Here is a 21,790-nt window from a genome sequence, read left to right as displayed (position 1 = left end):
GCCCCCAAAGGACATCTCATGCACTCGAACAAGCGACAGCTGCTCCTTGTCGTCAGCGCTGCCCTGCTGGGCGCCTCCGGGCTCGCGCGGGCCCATGGCGACAGGATCCACCCCGGCAAGTCCGGCCCGGTCAGGAAGGAACAGAAGGACTGGGGCATCGCCGGGGATGCCCTGGCCGTGAATCGCACGATCCGGGTGCGCATGCTCGACACGATGCGTTTCGAGCCGGATCGGATCCGCGTGCGGCTCGGCGAGACCATCCGGTTCGTCCACCGCAACGTCGGCAAGGTGATGCACGAGTTCGTCATCGGCACACGCAAGGACAACGACGAACATGCCGAGCTGATGCTGAAGTTCCCGGACATGGAGCACGACGAGCCCTACATGGCCCATGTGCCCCCCGGCAGGGGCGCGCAGATCATCTGGACCTTCAACCGCCCGGGTCGCTTCGAGTATGCCTGCCTGATCGCCGGCCACTACCAGGCCGGCATGGTCGGCACGATCCACGTCGTTGCGCCCTGACCCCCATCCACCCATCCATCCACCTTGACCAAGGAGTTCTTCATGAAAGAAGTGTTTGCCGTCTCCCTCCTGTGCTCCGCGCTGCTCGCCGGCCCCGCCGTGGCCCAGCAAAAGGCACAGGATCATTCAGCCCACCACCCAGAGAGCGCGACCCCGGCAGCCACGAACGGCGCCGACCTGACAGACGGCGAGGTTCGCAAGGTCGACAAGGAAGCGGGCAAGGTCACCCTCAAGCATGGTGAGATCAAGAACCTCGAGATGCCGGGCATGACCATGGTCTTCGTCGTCAAGGACAGGACGATGCTCGACAAGGTGAAGGCTGGCGACAAGGTCAAGTTCAAGGTCATCAACGACGCGGGCAAGTTCACCGTGACCGAGATGCAGGTGGTTCAGTAGATCGCGATGGGCCGCGCCCTCGCTCTCATGCTGGCCGCCGCCGTCCATGCCGGTTCAGCCCACGCCGCAACGCACATCGTGGACATCGCCTGGTCACCCGAAGGGCGCTTCTCGCTCCAGGCAGAGATTCCGGCCGGCCAGTTCATCGAGGCCTGCGGCAGCCTGGCGGCCGGAGACCAGATCAGCTGGCGCTTCACCACCACGGCGCCAGTGGAGTTCAACATCCACTACCACGTCGGCAAGGAGGCCGTGTACCCGGCCCGGCAGGCCGAGGTCAGCGCCGGCCGCGACCGGCTGAAGGTCTCAGCGGCGCAGGACCACTGCTGGATGTGGACCAACAAGGGCCCCGCCCCGGTGAGCCTGACGGTCGAGCTGGCGCGCTGAGGGCTGTCGTCCACGGTGGCGCCGTGCCAGCTAGGCCCCCCGGCGACGCGCTCGCCCCGGCTGGAGCCCGGCGGTCCGCCCGGGCGCGTGATGCACGGCGGCGGCCGCTGGCGCGTTCCCCTGCTGTGCCAGCGAGTCGATGATGGGGCAGTCGGGGCGGTCGTCGCCGTGGCAGCAGCGCACGAGGTGCTCAAGCGTCGCCTTCATCGACTGCAGCTCCTTGAGCTTCTCGTCGAGCTCCTCGATGTGGGCCAGCGCCAGCGCGCGCACCTGCCGGCTCGGTCGCTTGCGGTCCTGCCAGAGGCCGAGCAGCTCGCGAATCTGCTCGATGGAAAAGCCCAGGTCACGCGATTGGCGGATGAAGCGCAGCGTGCTGACCTCCTTGTCGGTGTACTGCCGGTAGCCCGACTCGGTACGTGCCGCCGCGGGAAGGAGGCCGACGCTCTCATAGTGGCGGATCATCTTCGCCGAAACGCCCGAGTCCTTGGCGGCTTCCCCGATGTTCATGCCCATCGCCGTGCTCCTCAAACCGTCATGGTTCCACGTCGCTGCTCGCCAGGCGCCGCGGCATGCCCGTCGGCGACGCCTCGCCAGCGGCGCAGCGTCAACGCATTCAGCACCACGCTGACGCTGCTGAAGGCCATCGCAGCACCGGCGATGACGGGATTGAGCAGGCCCAGCGCCGCGAGCGGGATGCCCAGCACGTTGTAGCCGAAGGCCCAGAACAGGCCCTGCTTGATCTTCGAGTAGGTGCGGCGCGACACGTCGAGCGAATCGGCCACGAGCCGCGGGTCGCCACGCATCAGCGTGATGCCGGCGGTCTCGGTCGCCACGTCGGCACCGCCGGCCATCGCGTACGACACCGAGGCGGCGGCCAGGGCCGGGCCGTCGTTGAGGCCGTCACCGACGAAGGCGACCACCTCGCCGGCGTCGCGCAATGCCTTGACCACGGCCGCCTTGTCACCGGGCAGCACCTCGGCACGCACCTCGTCGATGCCCAGTTCCCGGGCAACGGCTTCGGCCGCGCCGCGGTTGTCGCCGGTCAGCATCACGGTCCGGATGCCCAGCTGATGCAGCCGCGACACCGCGGCCAACGCAGCCGGCTTGACCGAGTCGCCGAACGCCAGGAGGCCCAGCAGGCACTGTTGGCCAGCATCCGACCGAACCAGCCACGACACCGTCCGGCCCTGCTGCCCGAGCTGCTGCGCCTCAGCCTGCAACGCGCCGGCATCGAGGCCCAGCTCGCGCAGCAGGCGCGTGCTGCCCAGGGCCAGCGTGTGGCCCCGCACCACCCCCTGCACACCGCGCCCGGGCAGGGCCTGGGCATCGCGCACCTCGGGCACCGTCAGGCGCTCGTGCCGGACCTGCTCCATCACCGCCACGGCCAGCGGATGGCTGCTCGACTTCTGCAGCGCCGCCGCCAGCCCCAGCACCTCGTCGCGCGTCGAGCCCTGCGCGGCGACCACCGCGGCGAGCGATGGCCGGCCCTCGGTGAGCGTGCCGGTCTTGTCGAACGCCACCACGGTGACCGCATGCGCGACCTCCAGCGCCTCGGCGTCCTTGATGAGGATGCCGTGGCGCGCCGCCACACCGGTGCCGGCCATGATGGCCGTCGGCGTGGCCAGGCCGAGCGCGCAGGGGCAGGCGATCACCAGCACCGCCACCGCGTTGATGAGCGAGTGCTCCCAGTCACCGCTGTAGCCCACCCAGCCCAGGAAGGTCAGCAGCGCGATGCCCAGCACGACCGGCACGAACACCGCGCTCACGCGGTCAACGATGCGCTGGATCGGCGCCTTCGCGGCCTGGGCCGACTCGACCATGCGGATGATGCGCGCCAGCGTGGTCTCGGCGCCGATGGCACGGGTGCGCACGACGAGCGCGCCTTCGGCGTTGATGGACCCGCCGGTCACCTTGTCGCCCATGCCCCGGGCCACCGGCAGGCTCTCGCCGGTGATGAGCGATTCGTCGACGTGGCTGCGACCTTCAACGACCTCGCCGTCGACGGCCACGCGGTCGCCGGGACGCACGATGACGAGGTCGCCGACCCGCACCTGTTCCACCGGGATGTCCAGCTCCGCGTCGCCACGGCGCACGCGGGCCGTGGTCGGGCGCAGCGCGTTGAGCGCGCGGATGGCGTCGGCCGTCTGCCCCTTCGCACGCTGCTCCAGCCACTTGCCCAGCAGCACCAGCGTGATGACAGCCGCCGAGGCCTCGAAGTACAGGTGTGGCATGCCATGCCCGGCATGCCTGAACAGCAGGTAGACCGAGAGCCCGTAGGCCGCCGAGGTGCCCAGCGCCACCAGCAGGTCCATGTTGCCGGCCTTGGCGAGCACCGCCTTCCAGCCGGCGCGGTAGAAGCGAGCGCCGAGCCAGAACTGCACCGGAGTCGCCAGCGCCAGCTGCAGCCAGCCGTCGGGCATCCAGATGACGCCGAAGAGCTGCAGCAGCATGGGCAGGACCAGCGGCAGCGTCAGCGCGCCGCTCACCGCGACCGGCCACCAGGCCGGCAGGCCCGCAGCCGGCAGCGCCTTGACGTCCTGAACCTCCTTGGCCACATAGCCGGCCTTCTCGATGGCCCCTTTCAGCGCCGCGGTCGGCACCGTCGCCAGCGCCTGGATGGTCGCCCGCTCGGTCGCCAGGTTGACGCTGGCGCCGCTGACGCCAGGCACCTTGCGCAGCACCTTCTCGACACGAGCCACGCACGAGGCGCAGGTCATGCCTTCGACCTGCAGTGTGGTCTCGGTCGTCACGATGTCGTGGCCGGCAGCAGTGGTGTTCATGGATGCCTCGAGAGTGGGTTCGATGTCCACGCATCGTCAAGGTTCCAACATTGGCAAGGTCAACGGCCCCCGATGATTCTGCCCAGTGCCAGAGTGGATTCCCGGCAAGGTGGCTTGACCTTCCAACAGTGGGAAAGTGGACAGTCAGTGCGTCAACCCCCTCTGGAACAAGCAATGATTGCCTTCGAAGTCAACGACATGACCTGCGGCCACTGCGTCGGTGCCATCACCAAGGCGCTGAAGGCCACCGACCAGAACGCCAAGGTACTGATCGACCAGGCCACACACCAGGTGCAGGTGGAGTCCGCCTCGGCCAGTGCCGCGGCCCTGGCACACGCCATCGAGGACGCCGGCTACACGCCGGTGCCGGTCGAGGCGCCCGACCGCGCTGCCGCCGCGCCTGCGCAGGGCTGCTGTTGCGGGCACCGCCCGTGACGGCCGCGCTGGTGCGCTGATCGTCAGGCCCGCAGCCAGGACCGGGTTCCCTTGGCCACGCGCCATCCGATGATGGAGAAGCGCATGGAGATGGCGCAGTTCATGATGCAGATGATGATGGACCGCATGGGCGCTCCGGCAACCAGGCCCTGAGTGATGGCCATCGCGGCGACGGCACGGCAACCGGCTGTGCGCACGCCCCGGCGAGCGATCGATGCCTACCGAGGCCTCAGCCTGCCGCCTTCCTGGGGTAGGACGCGAAGACCCTGGATTGCCCGTCCGTGCCGATGAGCAGCACGTCATAGGGGTCCTTGCGGCCGGGAACGTCCATGCCCGGTGCCGATGGCGGCATGCCCGGCACCGCCAGGCCGAGGGCCTGGGGCCGGGTCGCCAGCAGTCGCTTGACCTCCGCGGCCGGCACGTGGCCTTCGAGCACGTAGCCGGCAACCGTCGCGGTGTGGCAGCTGCCGTAGCGATCCGGCAGTCCCAGGCGCTTGCGCGCGGCCGTGGTGTCATCGACCTCGGTCACCTTGACCCTGAAGCCGGCGGCGCGCATGTGCTCGACCCAGGCGCCGCAGCAACCGCAGGTCGGACTCTTGAAGACCTGCACCTCGGCCGTGGCCGACGCTGCAAGTGCCGGCCAGGCGGCGGTGGCCGCGAGTGCGCCCGCGCTCAGGAGGAGGGCGTGGCAGAAGTGGCGTCGTTGCATGAATCGCTTCCTCAGGGGGTGGGGGTGGGTGGAACGGAGGTGGCCGGGGCCACGTCGGTCGGCGCCGCATCATCCGCGTTCGCGGCACGCTGCAGCTGCCATTGCTTGACCAGCGCGTACAGCGCCGGGATGACGCCCAGCGTGAGCACGGTGGAGGAGATCATGCCGCCCACCATCGGAGCGGCGATGCGGCTCATCACCTCCGAGCCGGTGCCGCTGCCCCACATGATGGGCAGCAGGCCGGCCATGATGGCCACGACGGTCATCATCTTGGGGCGCACGCGCTCGACCGCGCCTTCCATGACGGCGGCATACAGGTCGGTGGCGCCGGGGACGCGGCCCTCCTGGCGGCAGCGTTGCCGGGCCTCCTGCCAGGCGTGGTCGAGGTAGATCAGCATCACCACACCGGTCTCGGCCGCCACCCCGGCCAGGGCGATGAAGCCCACCGCCACGGCCACCGACAGGTTGTAGTCGAGCCACCACATCAGCCACACGCCCCCCACCAGCGCGAAGGGCACCGACAGCATGACGATCAGCGTCTCGGTCAGACGCCGGAAGTTCAGGTACAGCAGCAGGAAGATCGTCAGCAGGGTCACCGGGATGACGATCTTCATCTTCTCGACCGCGCGCTCCATGTACTCGAACTGGCCGCTCCAGGTGATGTAGTAGCCGGGCGGGAACTTCACCTGCTCGGCCACGACCCGGCGTGCATCGGCGACGTAGGAGCCGATGTCGCGCTCGCGGATGTCAACGAAGATGTACGCCGACAACAGGGCGTTCTCGGTGCGGATGCCTGGTGTGCCGCGCGCCACGACCACCTTGGCCACCTGGCCCAGCGGCACGGTCGTGGTCACCCCGGCCCCACCCATGATCGGCACCAGCACCTCGCGCTCGATCTGCTCGGGGTGGCTGCGCAGCTCGCGCGGATAACGCACGGTGACGCCGAAGCGCTCGCGGCCCTCGACGGTGGTGGTGACCATTTCGCCGCCCAGGGCGGTGCCGACCACGTCGAGCAGCTCACCCACCGTCAGGCCGTAGCGGGCCAGCGCCGCGCGGTCGGGCTCGACGTGGAGGTAGCTGCCGCCGGTCAGGCGCTCGGCGAAGGCCGAGGTGGTGCCAGGCACGGTCTTGACCACCGCCTCGATCTGCTTGGCCAGCTGCTCCATCTCGCCCAGGTCCTTGCCGAAGACCTTGATGCCGATGGGCGTGCGGATGCCGGTGGACAGCATGTCGATGCGCGCCTTGATCGGCATGGTCCAGGCGTTGGACACGCCCGGGAACTGCAGCGCCCGGTCCATCTCGGCGATCAGCTTGTCGGTGGTCATGCCCGGGCGCCATTGATCCTGGGGCTTCAGGTTGATGACGGTCTCGAACATCTCGGTCGGGGCCGGGTCGGTGGCGGTGTTGGCCCGGCCGGCCTTGCCGTACACCGAGGCCACTTCCGGAAAGCTCTTGATGATCTTGTCCTGCGTCTGCAGCACCTCGGCGGCCTTGGTGATGGACATGCCCGGCAGCGAGGCCGGCATGTACAGCAACGTGCCCTCGTTGAGGGTGGGCATGAACTCGCTGCCGAGCCGCGACGCCGGGACGTACGACAGCCCCAAGGTGATCAATGCCAGCGCGAGGGTCAGCTTCTTCCAGCGCATGACGGCTTCGATGATCGGGCGGTAGACCCAGATCAGGAAGCGGTTCACCGGGTTCTTCGCCTCCGGCAGGATCCGGCCGCGGATGAACAGCAGCATCAGCACCGGCACCAGCGTCACCGACAGCAGCGCCGAGCCGGCCATCGCGAAGGTCTTGGTGTAGGCCAGCGGCGAGAACAGCCGGCCCTCCTGGGATTCGAGCGTGAACACCGGCAGGAAGGACACGGTGATGATCAGCAGCGAGAAGAACAGCGCCGGCCCCACCTCCTGGCAGGCCTGGACCATCGCGTCGGCGCGGTCACGCAGGCTGTGGACGGGCCGGCTGCGGTCCAGCCGCTCCAGGTGCTTGTGGGCGTTCTCGATCATCACGATGGCCGCGTCGACCATCGCGCCGATCGCGATCGCGATGCCGCCCAGGCTCATGATGTTGGAGTTCATGCCGAGCAGGCGCATCGCGATGATCGAGATGAGCACGCCCACCGGCAGCATCAGGATGGCCACCAGCGCGGAGCGCACGTGCATCAGGAACACGACGCACACCACGGCCACGATCACGCTCTCTTCGACCAAGGTCCACGAAAGGTTCTTGATCGCGCGGTGGATCAGGTCCGAGCGGTCATAGACCGCCTGGATCGTGACGCCCTCGGGCAGGCCAGCCGAGATCTCGGCCACCTTGGCCTTGAGGTGGTGGATCACCTCCAGCGCGTTCTGCCCGAAGCGTGACATCGCGATGCCTGACACCACCTCGCCCTCGCCGTTCAGCTCGGACAGGCCGCGCCGCTCATCGGGGGCCATCTCCACGCGGGCGATGTCGCGGATCAGGACCGGCGTGCCACCTTCGCTCTTGACCACCAGCTGCTCGATGTCGGCCTTCCCGCGAAGGTAGCCCTTGCCGCGCACCATGTACTCGGTCTCGGCCATCTCGACCACGCGACCGCCGACATCGCGGTTGGAGTCTCGGATCACCTGCGACACCTTCATCAGCGGAATGCCGAAGCTGCGCAGCTTGAGCGGATCAACCGTCACCTGGTAGGTCTGCACGAAGCCGCCCAGCGACGCCACCTCGGCCACGCCCGGGGCCTTGGTCAGCTGGTAGCGCACGTACCAGTCCTGGATGGTGCGCAGCTCGGCCAGCGTCCGGTCCTTGGCCAGCAGGGCGTACTGGTAGACCCAGCCCACGCCGGTGGCGTCCGGCCCGAGCGAGGGCGCCACGCCCTTGGGCAGCCGGCTCGACGCGAAGTTCAGGTACTCCAGCACCCGGCTGCGCGCCCAGTAGATGTCGGTGCCGTCCTCGAAGATGACGTAGACGAAGGAGGCACCGAAGAACGAGAAGCCGCGCACCACCTTCGACTTCGGCACCGCGAGCATGGCGGTGGTGAGCGGATAGGTCACCTGGTCCTCGACCACCTGCGGCGCCTGGCCCGGCACCTCGGTGTAGACGATGACCTGCACGTCCGACAGGTCCGGCAGGGCATCGAGGGGCGTCTTCACCACGGCAACGACGCCGCCGAGGATGACGAACAGGGTGGCGAGCAGGACCAGGAACGGGTTCCGGCCGGACCACAGGATGAGGCTGGACAGCATGGCGCCTCCCGCTCAATGGCTGGAATGTGGCGCAGCGGCTGCGCCCGGCGTCGCCGTGATCGCCGCGATCGCCGTCACCACGTACTCGCCGGGCTGGCGCTCGACGAACTCGAAGCGCACCGCCTGCCCCGGCTTCAGTCCCTTCAGCAGGGCCACGTTCGCCGCCTTGAACTCCATCGTCATCGCCGGCCACTTCAGCGTCGGGACCGGGCCATGGTTGAGGCTGAGCGTGCCGGCCTGCGGGTCAACGCCCTCGACAGTGCCATCGGCCCGGTGGCCGACGGCGGCTGGTGCGGCTGCGGCTGCTGACGCAGGAGCCGGCAACCGGCCGGGCGCAGGGGCCGCCGCCGTGCCCGACGCGGCGGGTAGGGCCCCCGGGGCCGGGCTGCCAGGGCCGGCATGGCTGCCCAGGCCCCCCAAGACCGCCTTCAGGTTGCTCTCGGCGTCGATGAGGAAGTTGGCGGCGACGACGACCTGCTCGCCCGCTCGCACCCCCTTGAGGATCTCGACGTGGTTCTCGCCGCGTGCGCCAATCTCGACCTCCCGCGGCTCGAAGCGGCCTTCCTGGAGCTGGACGAGCACGATGCGCCGGGTGCCGCTGTCGATCAGCGCCGAGTCCGGCACGGTCAGCACCGGCGCCTTGCCACCCACTGACACCTCCACCTGCGCGAACATGGCCGGCTTGAGCTTTTGCGCCGGATTGGCCATCTCGACCCGCACGGGAACGCTGCGCGTCTCAGCCTTCATCGTGGGATAGATGTAGGTGATGCGGCCGTCGAATGCCTCGTTGGGATAGGCCGTGGTCGTGACGCGCGCCTTCGCGCCGCTCCTGATCAGGCCGATGTCCTGTTCCGACAGATCGGCCACAACCCAGACCGACGACAGGTCGGTCACCTGGTACAGCATCTCGCCGGGCATGAAGCGCATGCCCTGCAGCGCCTTCTTCTCCGAGACGATGCCGGAGACGGGCGACGGGAACGAAATCGTGCGCTGCGGCTGGCCGGACTTCATCAGGGCCGTCACCTGCGACGGCGACAGGTCCCAGTTGCGCAGCCGCGCGAGGCTGGAATCGGCGAGCTGCCGCATGCTGGCCTGCGCCTCGGGGCCGGCATCCTTCATCGCCTCGAGCCCCTGCATCGCGATGGCGTACTCGCGCTGGGCGGCGACGAGTTCAGGGCTGTAAGCCTCGAACAGCGGCTGGCCCTTGGCGACGGGCTGGCCGGTCGCGTTGACGTGCAGCCGTTCGACATAGCCTTCGAACTTGGCGGTGACGGCGAACACGCGGCGCTCGTCGGGCTCGATGCGGCCCGCGGCGCGCACCGCCCGGCCAAGCAGTCGCATCGCGGCGGCCTCGGTGCGCACCCCCAGCTTCTGGATCTTCTCCGTGCTGATGCGGACCTGGCCGGGCAGGCCGGTCGCGCCGCCCGCGGCCGACTCGTCCTCGCCCTCGTAGACCGGGATGTAGTCCATCCCCATCGGGTCCTTCTTGGGCGTCGGCGAGGTGTCGGCCAGCCCCATCGGGTTGCGGTAGTAGAGCAGCCGGCGCGGCCCACCCGATGCAGCCGTCGCGGCCGGCACGGGCCCGGCACCGGCCACCGGCGTGCCCGCAGGAGGTTGCTGCGAGCGTGCGCCCAGCCAGTAGCTGCCCGCGCCGACCGCCCCGAGCAGGGCGATCGCGATCAGGGTCGTGGTGGCGGTCTTCACAGGTCTTCTCCCAGGATGCGTTCGATCTCGGCCAGGCGCAGCTGCGCCTCGACCTGCGACTTGAGGATCTCCTGCCGCGCCCTGGCCACCTGCCGCTGGGCGTCGAGCAGCATCGAGAACTCGGCCCGGCCGTTCTCGTAGGCGGCCAGCGTGGCCTGCAGGCCCAGCGCCGACTGCGGCAGCAGCTGGGTCTTCACCAGCGCCTCGGTGCGGCGGGCGGCGTCCAGCCCGGCGAGGTTGGCCGCCAAGTCGCCCAGCAGCTGCTGCGACAGGCTCTCGGCGCGCGAGCGGGCCGCGGCCAGCATGGCGTCGGCCTCGCGCTCCTGACTGCGCCGCGTGTCCTGCTGCAGGGGCAGGTTCATCTCCACCATGACGCCCCAGGTCGTGATGCGCGAGCCCATCTGCGACGGCGCGATGCCCAGGGTGATGTCCGGGTAGCGATTGCGCTGGGTGAGCTCGCGGTTGTTCTGCGCCGCCGCCGCACGGGCCAGCTCGGCCTGGATGAGCGGATTGCGGGCGCGGGCGCGCTCGGCCAGCGACGCGGCGTCCGCGGTCGCCAGCGGCGGGACCGGCCGCAGGTCGGCCGGGTCGGCCAGCGGCGCCTCGCTGTCGCGGGCCAGCAGCGCGTTCAGCCGCACCCTGACCTGCCGCTTCTCACCCTCCAGCGCGATCAGCTCGGCGCGCATGCTGGTCTGCTCCAGCTGGGCGCGCAGCACGTCCGACGGGCCGGCGAGCCCCCCCGCATAGCGGGCCTGCGACACCTGTTCGAGCCGCGCCATCAGGCCGAGCACCTCGGACGCAAGCCGCTCGTTGCCGGCAACGCGATAGTACTCGGCGTAGGTCGCCTTGATGCGCGTGGCCAGCTCGGCCCAGGCGGCATCGCTGCGCGCCTCGGCCTGCCGCGCATCGGCGCTGGCGGCATCGCGCCTCAGTTCACGCTTGCCCCACAGTGGCAGGGGCTGCATCAGCGTGTAGCGGGTTTCACCCACCTTCGATGGCAGGAGGCTGGGCGAGGCGTCTGAGCCGTAGTTGTTGATGTTCATGAGTTCCACGCGCAGCACCGGGTCGGGCAGCGCCGCCGCTGGGCCGATGCGCTGGGCGGCCGCATCGGCCTCCTGGCGCATGGCAGTCAGCTCCGGGTTGCGCGCCCGCGCATGGGCCAGCAGCCCCGGCAGGTCGGCGCCCAGCAAGGGCTCCTGCAGCGGCTGTGGAGGGCTCTCCTGCGCCAGGGCCGGGGCCGGAGCAGCCAGCGCGACGGCGACGAACAGGGTGGAGGAAACGAGCGTACGGATCGTGCTCACGACGATGGACTCCGGGAGCCGGGATGGGATGGGGGCAGCGGTCCGTCGCGCCTTGGGCCGGTCAGGGGCGAACTGGAAGCGGAGGAGCCCCGCGCTCAACCAGGTCGCCACGTCACCACCGGGCGGCGGACGCCAGCAGAACGAGGGCTTGTGCGGGCGAGAGCCGCCGTGGTGGCGGTCTGCCCGTGTCAGGCGCCACAGCGCCAGGCGCTATAGCGCCAGACGCAGGAAGGCGATGGGAATCGGTGGCGCCTGGCCGCCATCCCGGCACGGCACCCACAGCGTCGCCGGCAGCATGGCCGACGCGGGCAGGACAGTCACGGTCGCCGCGGCGATCGCGACGTGCGACTGGACGTCATCCAGCACCGACTTCAGCGGCGCCAGGGACAGCGTGGCATTCTCACAAAAGTCCTGGCAATTCGTCTTCGCCGGGCTGTCCGGGTGCACCGCCCCGTCGACATGGTGCGAAGGCACCGCGATCCCCTCTGCCCCTGCCGGGTCGTGGGACCCCACGCTGTGGTGGGCGTCCAGCAACGCGACCACAGGGCTGCCGGCCGTGGGACCCGGCACGGCCGGGCCCGCCGTCAGACACGCATTCGCAATGCCCACCCCGACGCCGAACCACCAGAGGAGCAGCACGCATGCGGCCCATCGGCGAAGTTGTTGGCGGTGGCGGAACATGAGGGAAACGGTGATGGGCTGTGTTCTGGCGGGCCGAGTGTCGGCTCAATCCCGGCTTCGTAGATTGATTTCCGTCAACGGTCGCTGCCGCGCCCCGCCGGCGCGGCCGGATGCGACGTCCATGCAGGCCTGCGCGTCGCATGTCCCCAGGAGCGAGCGCTTCACCGTCAGCCAGCCGGCAGCGAGCCACCAACGGCCGCGTCCTCGATCGGCCCGCGCCCGCTCCAGCGGTCCAGCGCCAGGTAGATCACCGGGGTGATGTAGAGCGTCACCGCCTGCGAGACGACCAGCCCGCCCACCACCGCCAGGCCCAGCGGCTGGCGCAGCTCGGCGCCGGCACCCAGGCCGAGCGCGATGGGCAACGCGCCCATCAGCGCGGCCAGCGTGGTCATCATGATCGGGCGCAGGCGCAGCAGGCAGGCCTGGCGGATCGCCTCGGCCGGCGCCAGGCCCTGCTCGCGCTGCGCCACCAACGCGAAGTCGATCATCATGATGGCGTTCTTCTTGACGATGCCGATCAGCATCAGGATGCCGATGGTGGCGATCAGCGTCAGGTCCATGCCGAAGGCCCAGATCGTCAGCAGCGCGCCCACCGCCGCCGAGGGCAGGCCGGCCAGGATGGTCAGCGGGTGGATGTAGCTCTCGTAGAGCATGCCCAGCAGCAGGTAGATCACCAGCACCGCGACGCCCAGCAGGATGAGCTGGCCGGACTGCGAGTCCTGGAACACCGCCGCGTCACCGCCGTAGCTGCCGATCACCGTGGCGGGCATCTGCAGCTCGCGCACGTAGCCATCGAGCTTGGCAGTGGCCACGCCCAGCGACACCTCGGGCGCGAGGTTGAAGCTCAGCGTGATGGCCTGCAGCTGACCCTGGTGGTTCACCGCCGTGGGGCCCACGGTACGCTGCACGGTGGCGAAGGCCGACAGGGGCACCAGCTTGCCGTCACGGCCGCGCAGGTGGATGCGCGCGAAGGCGTCCTCGAACTGGCGGTCCGCCTCGGCCGCTTCCAGGATGACCTGGTAGGTGTTGGCCGGGTTGTAGATGGTCGAGACCTGCCGCTCGCCGAAGGCGCTGTAGAGCGCGCTGCGCAGGTCGGCCATCTGCACGCCCAGCAGCGCAGCCCGGTCGCGGTCGATGCTCAGGCTGGCCTGCAGGCCGCGCAGCTGCGAGTCGCTGGTCACGTCGCGGAAGACGCTGTCCTCACGCAGCTTGCCCTGCAGCTTGCCGGCCCAGTCGTTGAGCGCGTCGGCGCTCACGCTCTGCAGCGTGTACTGGTAGCGGCTCTTGCTCTGGCGCCCGCCCAGCTGCAGGTTCTGGATCGGCCGCATGTAGACGGCGATGCCGGGGATGGCGCGCAGCTTCTTGCGCAGGCCCTCGACCACCTGCGGCATCGCCGCGCGCTCCTTGCGGGGCTTCAGGGTGATGAACAGCCGCCCGGAGTTCTGCACCCCGGTGGGCCCGCCCGCGCCGGTGAAGGAGCCGACCATCGCCACGGCCGGGTCGGCCTGGAAGACCGCCGCCACGCGGCCCTGCAGCTGCAACATGGCGGCAAAGGAGATGTCCTCCGACGCCTCGGTGGTCACCTGGATCTGGCCCACGTCCTCCTCGGGGAAGAAGCCCTTGGGCATCTGCATGAACAGCCAGCCGGTGAGCACGAAGCTGCCCAGCGCCAGGCTGCCGATCACCCACCGGTGCGCCAGCGCCCAGTCCAGCGTGCGGCCGTAGAAGGCCTGCAGGGCCGAGAAGCCGCGCTCGAACACACGCCCCAGCGCGGTTTCCTCGTGCGCCTCGTGGTGGCGCAGGAAGCGGCTGCACAGCATCGGCACCAGCGTCAGCGACACCACCGCCGACACCCCGATGGCCAGCCCCACCACCACCGCGAACTCGTGGAACAGCAGCCCGGTGACGCCCGGCATGAAGAAGATCGGGATCAGCACCGCCACCAGCGACACCGAGATCGACAGGATGGTGAAGGCCATCTCGCGCGCACCCTTCACCGCCGCCTCGAAGGGCGGCATGCCGTCCTCGACGTGGCGCACGATGTTCTCCAGCATCACGATGGCGTCGTCCACCACCAGGCCCACTGCCAGCGTGAGGCCCAGCAGCGAGACGTTGTTCAGGCTGCCGCCCACCAGGTACATCAGCGAGAGTGCGCCGATCAGCGAGATCGGCAGCGACAGCGTCGGGATCACCGTGGCCGCGAGCCGGCGCAGGAACAGGAAGATCACCAGCACCACCAGCACCACGGTGAGCGCAAAGGCCAGTTGCACGTCATGCAGTGCCTCGCGGATCGACAACGAGCGGTCGTTGGTGACCCGCATGCTGATGGACGCCGGCATCTGCTGCTCGAAGCGCGGCAGCATGGCCTTGACGCGGTCCACCACCTGCACCGTGTTGGCGTTGGGCTGGCGCTGCACGGCCAGGGTGATCGACGGCTCGCCGTTGAAGGCAGCGCTGTTCTTGATCGTCTCGACGCTGTCCTGCACCTCCGCCACGTCACGCAGGCGCACGGGCGCGCCGTTGCGGCTGGCCACGATCAGGTTGCCGAACTCCCGGGCGGTGGCCAGCTGGCGGTTGGCCTGGATGGTCAGCGTCTGGCGCGGGCCCTCCAGCACGCCCACCGGGGTGTTGGCGTTGGCCGCGGCAATCACGCCCCGCAGGTCGTCCATCGTCAGGTTGCGCTCGGCCAGCGCCTCGGGCCGCACGCGGATGCGCACCGCGTAGCGCTTCTGGCCGAAGATGGACACCTGCGCCACACCATCGATGGTCGACAGCGAGGGGGCGATCAGGTTCTCGGCGAATTCGTTGAGCTCGTAGGGCGCCAGCGAGGGCGACTGCAGCGCCACGAAGAGCACCGGCGCATCGGCCGGGTTGACCTTGCGGTAGGACGGCGGCGTGGTCATCTCCGCCGGCAGGCTGCGCTGGGCACGGAAAAGCGCGGCCTGCACGTCCACCGCGGCGGCGTCGATGTCGCGGCTGGCCTCGAACTCCAGCACCAGCGAGCTCGACCCGAGCGTGTTGCTGGAGCTGATCGTCGCCAGGCCGGCGATGGTGGAGAACTGTTTCTCCAGCGGCAGCGCCACCGAGCTGGCCATCGTCTCCGGGCTGGCACCGGGCAGGTTGGCAAAGACCTGGATGATCGGCGTGTTGTAGCTCGGCAGCGCGGCCACCGGGATCTTGGCCAGCGCCACCAGCCCGGCCAGCACGATGGACAGGTTCAACAGCACCGTCATCACCGGACGGCGGATGAAAAGCTCGGTCCAGTTCATCAGCGCGCTCCGGACGCTGCCGCCGATGCAGCACCGGCAGCATCTGCTGCACCGGAGGCGCCCTTGCCTACCGGCGCCGCCGCGATGCGCACCGCGCCGCCGGGGCGCAGGTTCTGCTTGCCCTCGACCACCACGCGCTCGCCCTCGTCCACCCCCTCGACCGCGACCAGCTCGCCCAGCGGCTGGCGGATCTGCACGCTGCGTGCCTGCACCCGGTCATCGGCACCGACCACGTACACCGTGCGCTCGGCCCCGCGCTGGATGATGGCGGCCTGGGGCAGCACGACGGCGTCCTTGAGCGTGCGCAGCGTCAGCCGCACGCTGACGTACTGGCCCGGCCAGAGTTGCTGCTGCGCATTGGGCACCGTGCCCTTGGCGCGGATGGTGCCGCTGGTGGTGTCCACCGCGTTGTCGACAAAGGTCAGCCGCCCCGCCAGCGACGGTGCCGGCTCGCCACGGCGGCGCTCCCCCCCACTGGTCAGCAGCACGGCCAGCTCGGATGCTGGCACCGGTGCCGTGATACCAGCCGCGGCGAGCAGCCCGCCGAGCTGGGCCTCGGGCACGTTGAAGGACACGCCGATCGGGTCGATCTGGTTGATCGTCAGCAGCGCCGTCCCGCCGGGCTGCACCAGGCTGCCCGGGTTGACGTTGACCAGCCCGGCGCGGCCGGCCTGGGGGGCGCGGATCACGGTGTTGCTCAGCGCCACCTCGGCCGCCTGCAGCGCCGCCTCGTCGGACTTCAGCAGCGCCTGCTGGGCGTCGAACTGCGTCTGCGCGCTGTCCAGCGCACTCTGCGCGATGAAGTTCTGGCCGTGCAGCTCCTGCGCGCGCTTGAACTGGCGCTCCAGGTCGGCCAGCGTGGTGCGGTCGCGCAGCAGCTGGGCGCGGGCCTTCTCGACGTTGGCGCGCTCGTTGCGGTCGTCCAGCGTGAACAGCAGGTCACCGCGCCGCAGCGCCTGACCCTCCTTGACCGCCACCTCGCGCACCGTGCTGCTGAGCTGGGCACGCACCTCGACGCTCTGCAGCGGCACCACCGTGCCCGCCACCTCGACGCGCACCGGCACGTCGCGGCGTTGCACCGTGTACACATTGACCACCTGGGGTGGCGCCGCTGCTGCCGACGCCCCTGCGCCAGGCGCCTTGGCCGCTTCGGCACGGTCGCCAGCACTGCCAGTACTGCCGGCCCCACCCCGAACCGACCACCACCCGACACCGGCCGCAATGAGGAGCAGGGCGAGCACCGGCAACAGGATCTTCTTGGACATGGTGGACTTCTTGTTCGGACAAGGCGAGCGAGAGCGCGCGACGACAGGCAGGCAAACCAGCGCGGCAGGAAAACCGCCGGACCCGGTCAATCTATCATCGCCTGCCAGGTCTGTCCGACCCGGGCTTGCCGGTGTTGACGGCCGTTCGCCCCCCGGCCACGGCAACGCCACGGCCACGCCGCCCCGGAAATGAACAAGCCCGCCAGAGGCGGGCTTGTCGAGGCTGGCGCAGCGCGATCAGGCCGCCGCGCCTTGGCTGCCCCGGTTCACTTGCTGAGCCGGTTCGGGTGCCAGTAGAGGAACTTGGCGTAGATGTCCACGTCCTTGGTCTCGCGGATGAAGATCAGGCCGATCACCAGCGTCATCGCCGCCACCACGATGGGGTACCACAGGCCGTGGTAGATGTCGCCGTTGCTGGCCACCATCGCAAAGGCGATGGTGGGCATCAGGCCGCCGAACCAGCCGTTGCCGATGTGGTACGGCAGGCTCATCGAGGTGTAGCGGATGCGCGTCGGGAAGAGCTCCACCAGCGTGGCGGCGATCGGGCCGTAGACCATCGTCACGTAGATCACCAGCACGGAGAGGATCAGCACGATCTCCAGCTTGTTGAGCTTGGCCGGGTCGGCGCGCTCCGGATAGCCCGCCGCGCGCATCGCCTCGACCACCTGGCGGCGGAAGTCGGCGACCGCCTGCACGCTGGCCGGCTCGAAGCGCCCGCCCTCGGCCGCGATGCGCGCGTTGGGCGCGGCGATCACCTTCTCGCCCACCCGCACCCGTGCGCCTTCACCGGAGGGCAGGGCCTCGTTGCGGTAGCTGGCGGCGTTCTGCGCCAGCGTGCGCTTGGCAATGTCGCAGGCGGAGGTGAAGTCGATCTCGCGGGCGATCGGGCTGCCCTGGAAGGAGCAGGTCACCGGGTCGGCCTGCACCACGATCTGCGCGGTGGCCTGGGCACGCGCCAGGTCCGGGTTGGCCGCAGAAGTCAGTGCCTGGAACAGCGGGAAGTAGGTCAGGCAGGCCAGCGCCAGCCCGGACATGATGATCGGCTTGCGCCCGAACCGGTCCGACAGCGAGCCGAATACCACGAAGAAGGGCGTGCCGATCAGCAGCGCCGCGGCCACCAGCAGGTTGGCGGTGGAGGCCTCCACCTTCAGCACGCTGGTGAGGAAGAACAGCGCGTAGAACTGGCCCGTGTACCAGACCACCGCCTGCCCGGCCACCAGGCCGAACAGCGCCAGCACGATGATGCGCAGGTTCTTCCACTCGCCGAAGCATTCCGACAGCGGTGCCTTGGAGGTCTTGCCCTCCATCTGCATCTTCAGGAAGGCAGGCGACTCGCGCATCGACATGCGGATCCACACGCTCACGCCCAGCAGCACGATGGAGACGATGAAGGGCACGCGCCAGCCCCAGTCGGCAAAGGCCTGCTCGCCCAGCACCTGCCGGGTGCCCAGGATCACCAGCAGGGACAGGAACAGGCCCAGCGTCGCGGTGGTCTGGATCCAGGCGGTGTAGGCACCGCGCCGGCCCTGTGGCGCATGCTCGGCCACGTAGGTGGCGGCCCCGCCGTACTCGCCGCCCAGCGCCAGGCCCTGCAGCAGGCGCAGCACGATCAGGATCGCCGGAGCGGCCACGCCAATCGTCGCGTAGGTAGGCAGGATGCCGACGATGAAGGTCGACGCCCCCATCAGCAGGATCGTCACCATGAAGGTGTACTTGCGCCCGATCATGTCGCCCAGGCGGCCGAATACCAGCGCACCAAAGGGCCGCACCAGGAAGCCCGCCGCGAAGGCCAGCAGCGCAAAGATGAAGGCCGAGGTGGGGTCCAGCCCGGCGAAGAACTGCTGCGCGATGATGGTGGCGAGCGAGCCGTAGAGGTAGAAGTCGTACCACTCGAAAACGGTGCCCAGCGACGAGGCCAGCACGACGCGCCGCTCGGCGGCGGTCATGGGGCCGTCATCGGCGCCGTAGGGGGTGTCCGGGATGCTGGACATGGAGTCTCCTGATATCTGTGGGGATCCGTGGGATCACATCGACGCCATCAGGCGCTTGGGCGAAAACAGGCGGGCCTCGGGCACGGCCTCGGCGGCGCGCAGGCCGCGCTGCAGGATCTGCTCGGCGCCGACACGGCCGAAGGCCTCGGCCAGCGCGTGGTAGGTCACGCGCAGCAGCTCGGCCAGGTCAGCGGCACTGCCGCGCAGCTGCCAGTCGTGCTGCAGCGCCCGCGGCCAGGCCTCGCGGTAGGCGTTGCGCAGGGCCGCCGAGGCGCCCGAGCTGTCCAGCACGCCCAGGGCGTCCTTGCGCACTTCGTCCAGCGCCTCGCGGTGGTAGCGGTGGACCTCGCTGACGATGGACCGCAGCAGCGCGCCAAACACCACGGGTGGCTCCGCATCGATGGCGGGCACGGTGGCCGTTGCCGGTGGGCTGGCCTGCGCCGCTGCCAGTGCGGCGGCGACGGGGTTGATCGCGCTGGGGGATGCCACGGCCGGGGCCACCGCCGGCACCACCATCGGAGCCGCCATCACGGCCGGGGGCACCGGCATGGCGGGGGCAGGCGCCGGAGCGGGGGCTGGAGCGGCGGGCCGTTGCGCCTGCATGGCCGGCCAGGGATCCGCGGGCAGCTGGGCGTCCGGCAGGCGCAGGGCCTTGAAGAAGTCGGCGTACAGGCGCTTGCAGGTGGCCGTGTCGAAGAGGTGCCGCCGCGCCACCGCATCGACGAAGCCGATGATGTCGGACACCGCCTCGCCGCGCATGGTCTCGTGCTGGAACCACAGTTCGTCCAGCAGCGCTGCGGTATCGAGCAGGGGGCCGAGCACGGCCACCGTGGCCCGGCGCCGTTGGGATTGAGCATCGCCGGCCATCGGTCAGACTCCTTGCCCGGCCCGAGCGCAGGGGGCCGGCGCAGAGGCGATCTTGTTCTTGTCGAAAGGATGCATCGTTGGATCCTGGAAGGGCCGCGCAGCGTTGCGCGCCGGGGTTCTGGAGGGAGTTGACAGCCGCGCGACTTGACTGACATCAGATTCATCGCGATCAGCACATCTCCATGAAAGCATTCTGTACTGACGTTGAGCCATCTCATTGTCAGCATTCACCCCCCGGTCCACGGGGTTCGTGGTCACGGTTTTGCGGTCTCTTCCGCAAAGTGTCACGCCCGGCGTGACTGGCGCCGCCGACTTCGGCGTCCAAGCCCGCCCGCCAGCGAGCGTCCGGGAGCGCTGCTAGCATGCGCTGACTTCCGATGTGGCGTGTGGCTCGTCACGCCGCATGCCTCACGCATTTCGCCTGCGCCCAACCCACCGTTGCGATGAAGACCGAACTGTCCGACACCGACACCCGATCCGACGCCGCTACTGCGCTTCCCGACACCGAGGGCGTACCCATGTCGCAGCGCATCCGCGAGCGCATCCAGGCGGCGCAGCGGCGCTTCCACGCCAACGACAACATCGCCGAGTTCATCCATCCGGGCGAGCTGGGGGCCCTGCTCGACGAGGTCGAGGGCAAGATGACCGCGGTGCTCGAAAGCCTGGTGATCGACATCACCAGCGACCACAACACCCAGGAAACCGCCCGTCGGGTGGCCAAGATGTACCTGCAGGAGGTCTTCAGCGGCCGCTACGTACCAGCCCCCGCGGTGACCGAGTTCCCGAACGTGGAGCACCTCAACGAGTTGATGATCGTCGGGCCGATCACCGTGCGCAGCGCCTGCTCGCACCACCTCTGCCCCATCATCGGCAAGCTCTGGATCGGCGTGATGCCCAACGAGCACTCGGCACTGATCGGCCTGTCCAAGTACGCGCGCCTGGCTGAATGGATCATGAGCCGCCCGCAGATCCAGGAAGAGGCCGTCACCCAGGTGGCCGACCTGCTGCTCGACAAGATGCAGCCCGACGGCCTGGCCGTGGTGATGGAGGCGGATCACTTCTGCATGGGCTGGCGCGGCGTGCGCGACATGGATTCGAAGATGATCAACAGCGTGATGCGCGGCTCCTTCCTGAAGAACCCGGACCTGCGCCGCGAGTTCCTGGCGCTGGTCACCTCGCGCAAGGCCTGAGCGAGCGCCTCGAAGGCCCTGAAGGCACCCACCCCGCTCCACCTCACCGGGAGAAACGCATGCTGGTCCGTCTGTTGTACGCAAGCCGAGCCGAGGGCGTGAGCGCCGAGGCGATCGACACCATCCTGGCGCAGTCGCGCGCCAAGAACCCGCTGCTGGGCATCACCGGCATCCTCTGCCACGGCGGGGATTTCTTCATGCAGGTGCTCGAAGGCGGGCGCGAGACCGTCAACGACCTCTACAACCAGATCGTGCGCGACCCGCGCCACGACCACGTGATGCTGCTGCACTACGAGGAGATCACCGAGCGGCGCTTCGCCGGCTGGACGATGGGCCAGGTCAACCTGGGGCGCATCAACCCCTCGATCGTGCTGAAGTACAGCGAGCGGCCAGTGATCGACCCCTTCGCCGCCTCCGGGCGCGTCAGCATGGCGCTGTTGGAAGAACTGATCGCCACCGCGGCGATCATCGGCCGCACGACCTGAGGCAGCGCAAGGCCGGATCGGCCCCGGCCCCTAGAATCTTGCGGCCCTGCAACCCGGCCGCACGATGCTGAAGTCCGCTCCCCCCCCCTTCCCTGCCCCGACCCTGGCCGGCACCGCCCTGGACGACTTGCCCGGCCACTACATCCGCCGGCTGCAGCAAATCGCCGTGGCGCTGTTCATGGAAGAGACCGCTGAGTCGGGCATCACGCCGGTGCAGTTCGCCACCCTCACAGCGGCCCACGAGCAGCCCGGCCTCGACCAGCGCAGCCTGGCGGCGATGATCTGCTTCGACACCTCCACCATCGGTGGCGTGATCGACCGGCTGGAGAAGCGCGGCCTGATGCTGCGCAATGCAGCCCCCCACGACCGGCGGCTGCGCCTGCTCACCGTCACCCCGGCCGGCGAGGCCCTGCTCGCCGAGGTGACCCCGCGCGTGCAGGCCGTGCAGCAGCGCATCCTGGCGCCGCTGCCCCCTGACGAACAGGCGCACTTCCTCCACCTGCTGCGCAGCGTGGTCGATGCCCACGGCGAAACGTCCGACCAGATGCGCGGTGACGGCAGCAACGACGGCTGAGGCAGGCGCG

At 69.5% G+C, this 21,790-nt stretch carries 18 protein-coding genes; 7 read left to right on the top strand and 11 right to left on the bottom strand.

Features of this window, described 5'->3' with window-relative positions; genetic code table 11:
- The first annotated feature begins 18 nt into the window (after positions 1-18).
- From NGK70_RS11730 to NGK70_RS11720, 3 genes are read left to right on the top strand one after another with little or no spacing between them, the layout of a single operon-like run.
- Positions 19-522, top strand: coding sequence for a cupredoxin domain-containing protein (locus NGK70_RS11730; RefSeq protein ID WP_251973388.1), 504 nt, complete (start codon positions 19-21; stop codon positions 520-522).
- A 42-nt stretch (positions 523-564) separates the two neighbouring features.
- Positions 565-918 (top strand): copper-binding protein, encoded by a 354-nt coding sequence (locus NGK70_RS11725; RefSeq protein ID WP_251973387.1) that lies wholly within the window; start codon positions 565-567, stop codon positions 916-918.
- 6 nt (positions 919-924) lie between these two features.
- Positions 925-1,302, top strand: coding sequence for a hypothetical protein (locus NGK70_RS11720; RefSeq protein WP_251973386.1), 378 nt, complete (start codon positions 925-927; stop codon positions 1,300-1,302).
- Positions 1,303-1,332: 30 nt separating this feature from the next.
- Here NGK70_RS11720 and cueR read toward each other — a convergent pair whose 3' ends face one another.
- Together cueR and NGK70_RS11710 are read right to left on the bottom strand one after the other, a co-directional pair.
- On the bottom strand, positions 1,333-1,809 hold the full coding sequence (gene cueR / locus NGK70_RS11715) for a Cu(I)-responsive transcriptional regulator (protein ID WP_251973756.1): 477 nt from the start codon (positions 1,807-1,809) through the stop codon (positions 1,333-1,335).
- 17 nt (positions 1,810-1,826) lie between these two features.
- Positions 1,827-4,082, bottom strand: coding sequence for a heavy metal translocating P-type ATPase (locus NGK70_RS11710; RefSeq protein WP_310742600.1), 2,256 nt, complete (start codon positions 4,080-4,082; stop codon positions 1,827-1,829).
- A gap of 174 nt (positions 4,083-4,256) precedes the next feature.
- Here NGK70_RS11710 and NGK70_RS11705 point away from each other — a divergent pair, with 174 nt between their 5' ends.
- On the top strand, positions 4,257-4,517 hold the full coding sequence (locus NGK70_RS11705) for a heavy-metal-associated domain-containing protein (protein WP_310742599.1): 261 nt from the start codon (positions 4,257-4,259) through the stop codon (positions 4,515-4,517).
- Between the two features lie 229 nt (positions 4,518-4,746).
- On the opposite strand, the gene NGK70_RS11700 is transcribed toward NGK70_RS11705, so the two are convergent.
- The 9 genes from NGK70_RS11700 to NGK70_RS11660 all read right to left on the bottom strand — a co-directional run bounded on the left by NGK70_RS11700 (position 4,747) and on the right by NGK70_RS11660 (position 19,531).
- The gene (locus NGK70_RS11700) at positions 4,747-5,226 is read right to left on the bottom strand and encodes a DUF411 domain-containing protein (RefSeq protein WP_251973385.1); all 480 of its coding nucleotides are present in this window, start codon (positions 5,224-5,226) and stop codon (positions 4,747-4,749) included.
- An 11-nt stretch (positions 5,227-5,237) separates the two neighbouring features.
- A complete protein-coding gene (locus tag NGK70_RS11695) occupies positions 5,238-8,453 on the bottom strand; it encodes an efflux RND transporter permease subunit (RefSeq protein WP_251973384.1) in 3,216 nt (1,071 codons plus the stop codon).
- A gap of 12 nt (positions 8,454-8,465) precedes the next feature.
- Positions 8,466-10,157, bottom strand: a complete 1,692-nt coding sequence (locus NGK70_RS11690) for an efflux RND transporter periplasmic adaptor subunit (protein ID WP_251973383.1) — start codon at positions 10,155-10,157, stop codon at positions 8,466-8,468.
- Positions 10,154-11,458, bottom strand: a complete 1,305-nt coding sequence (locus NGK70_RS11685) for a TolC family protein (protein ID WP_251973382.1) — start codon at positions 11,456-11,458, stop codon at positions 10,154-10,156. The genes NGK70_RS11690 and NGK70_RS11685 overlap by 4 nt, the downstream gene beginning before the upstream one ends.
- A 210-nt stretch (positions 11,459-11,668) precedes the next feature.
- On the bottom strand, positions 11,669-12,139 hold the full coding sequence (locus NGK70_RS11680; protein ID WP_251973381.1) for a hypothetical protein: 471 nt from the start codon (positions 12,137-12,139) through the stop codon (positions 11,669-11,671).
- A gap of 167 nt (positions 12,140-12,306) precedes the next feature.
- The gene (locus NGK70_RS11675; protein WP_251973380.1) at positions 12,307-15,408 is read right to left on the bottom strand and encodes an efflux RND transporter permease subunit; all 3,102 of its coding nucleotides are present in this window, start codon (positions 15,406-15,408) and stop codon (positions 12,307-12,309) included.
- The gene (locus NGK70_RS11670; RefSeq protein ID WP_251973379.1) at positions 15,408-16,673 is read right to left on the bottom strand and encodes an efflux RND transporter periplasmic adaptor subunit; all 1,266 of its coding nucleotides are present in this window, start codon (positions 16,671-16,673) and stop codon (positions 15,408-15,410) included. Before NGK70_RS11670 ends, NGK70_RS11675 begins: the two co-directional genes overlap by 1 nt.
- Positions 16,674-16,939: 266 nt before the next feature.
- On the bottom strand, positions 16,940-18,664 hold the full coding sequence (locus NGK70_RS11665) for an MFS transporter (RefSeq protein WP_251973378.1): 1,725 nt from the start codon (positions 18,662-18,664) through the stop codon (positions 16,940-16,942).
- Positions 18,665-18,697: 33 nt separating this feature from the next.
- Positions 18,698-19,531, bottom strand: coding sequence for a hypothetical protein (locus tag NGK70_RS11660; RefSeq protein WP_251973377.1), 834 nt, complete (start codon positions 19,529-19,531; stop codon positions 18,698-18,700).
- A 443-nt stretch (positions 19,532-19,974) separates the two neighbouring features.
- Here NGK70_RS11660 and folE point away from each other — a divergent pair, with 443 nt between their 5' ends.
- The 3 genes from folE (at position 19,975) to NGK70_RS11645 (ending at position 21,780) form a co-directional block, all read left to right on the top strand.
- Positions 19,975-20,721, top strand: coding sequence for a GTP cyclohydrolase I (gene folE / locus NGK70_RS11655; RefSeq protein ID WP_251973376.1), 747 nt, complete (start codon positions 19,975-19,977; stop codon positions 20,719-20,721).
- 59 nt (positions 20,722-20,780) lie between these two features.
- Positions 20,781-21,206: a BLUF domain-containing protein gene (locus tag NGK70_RS11650; protein WP_251973375.1), complete on the top strand. Its 426-nt coding sequence runs from the start codon at positions 20,781-20,783 to the stop codon at positions 21,204-21,206.
- A gap of 64 nt (positions 21,207-21,270) precedes the next feature.
- Positions 21,271-21,780: a MarR family winged helix-turn-helix transcriptional regulator gene (locus NGK70_RS11645; RefSeq protein ID WP_251973374.1), complete on the top strand. Its 510-nt coding sequence runs from the start codon at positions 21,271-21,273 to the stop codon at positions 21,778-21,780.
- The last annotated feature ends 10 nt before the right edge of the window (positions 21,781-21,790 follow it).

The sequence above is a fragment of the Sphaerotilus microaerophilus genome (genome assembly GCF_023734135.1).
Lineage (GTDB): Bacteria > Pseudomonadota > Gammaproteobacteria > Burkholderiales > Burkholderiaceae_C > Sphaerotilus > Sphaerotilus microaerophilus.
This window is presented reverse-complemented; position numbering and strand designations above follow the sequence as displayed.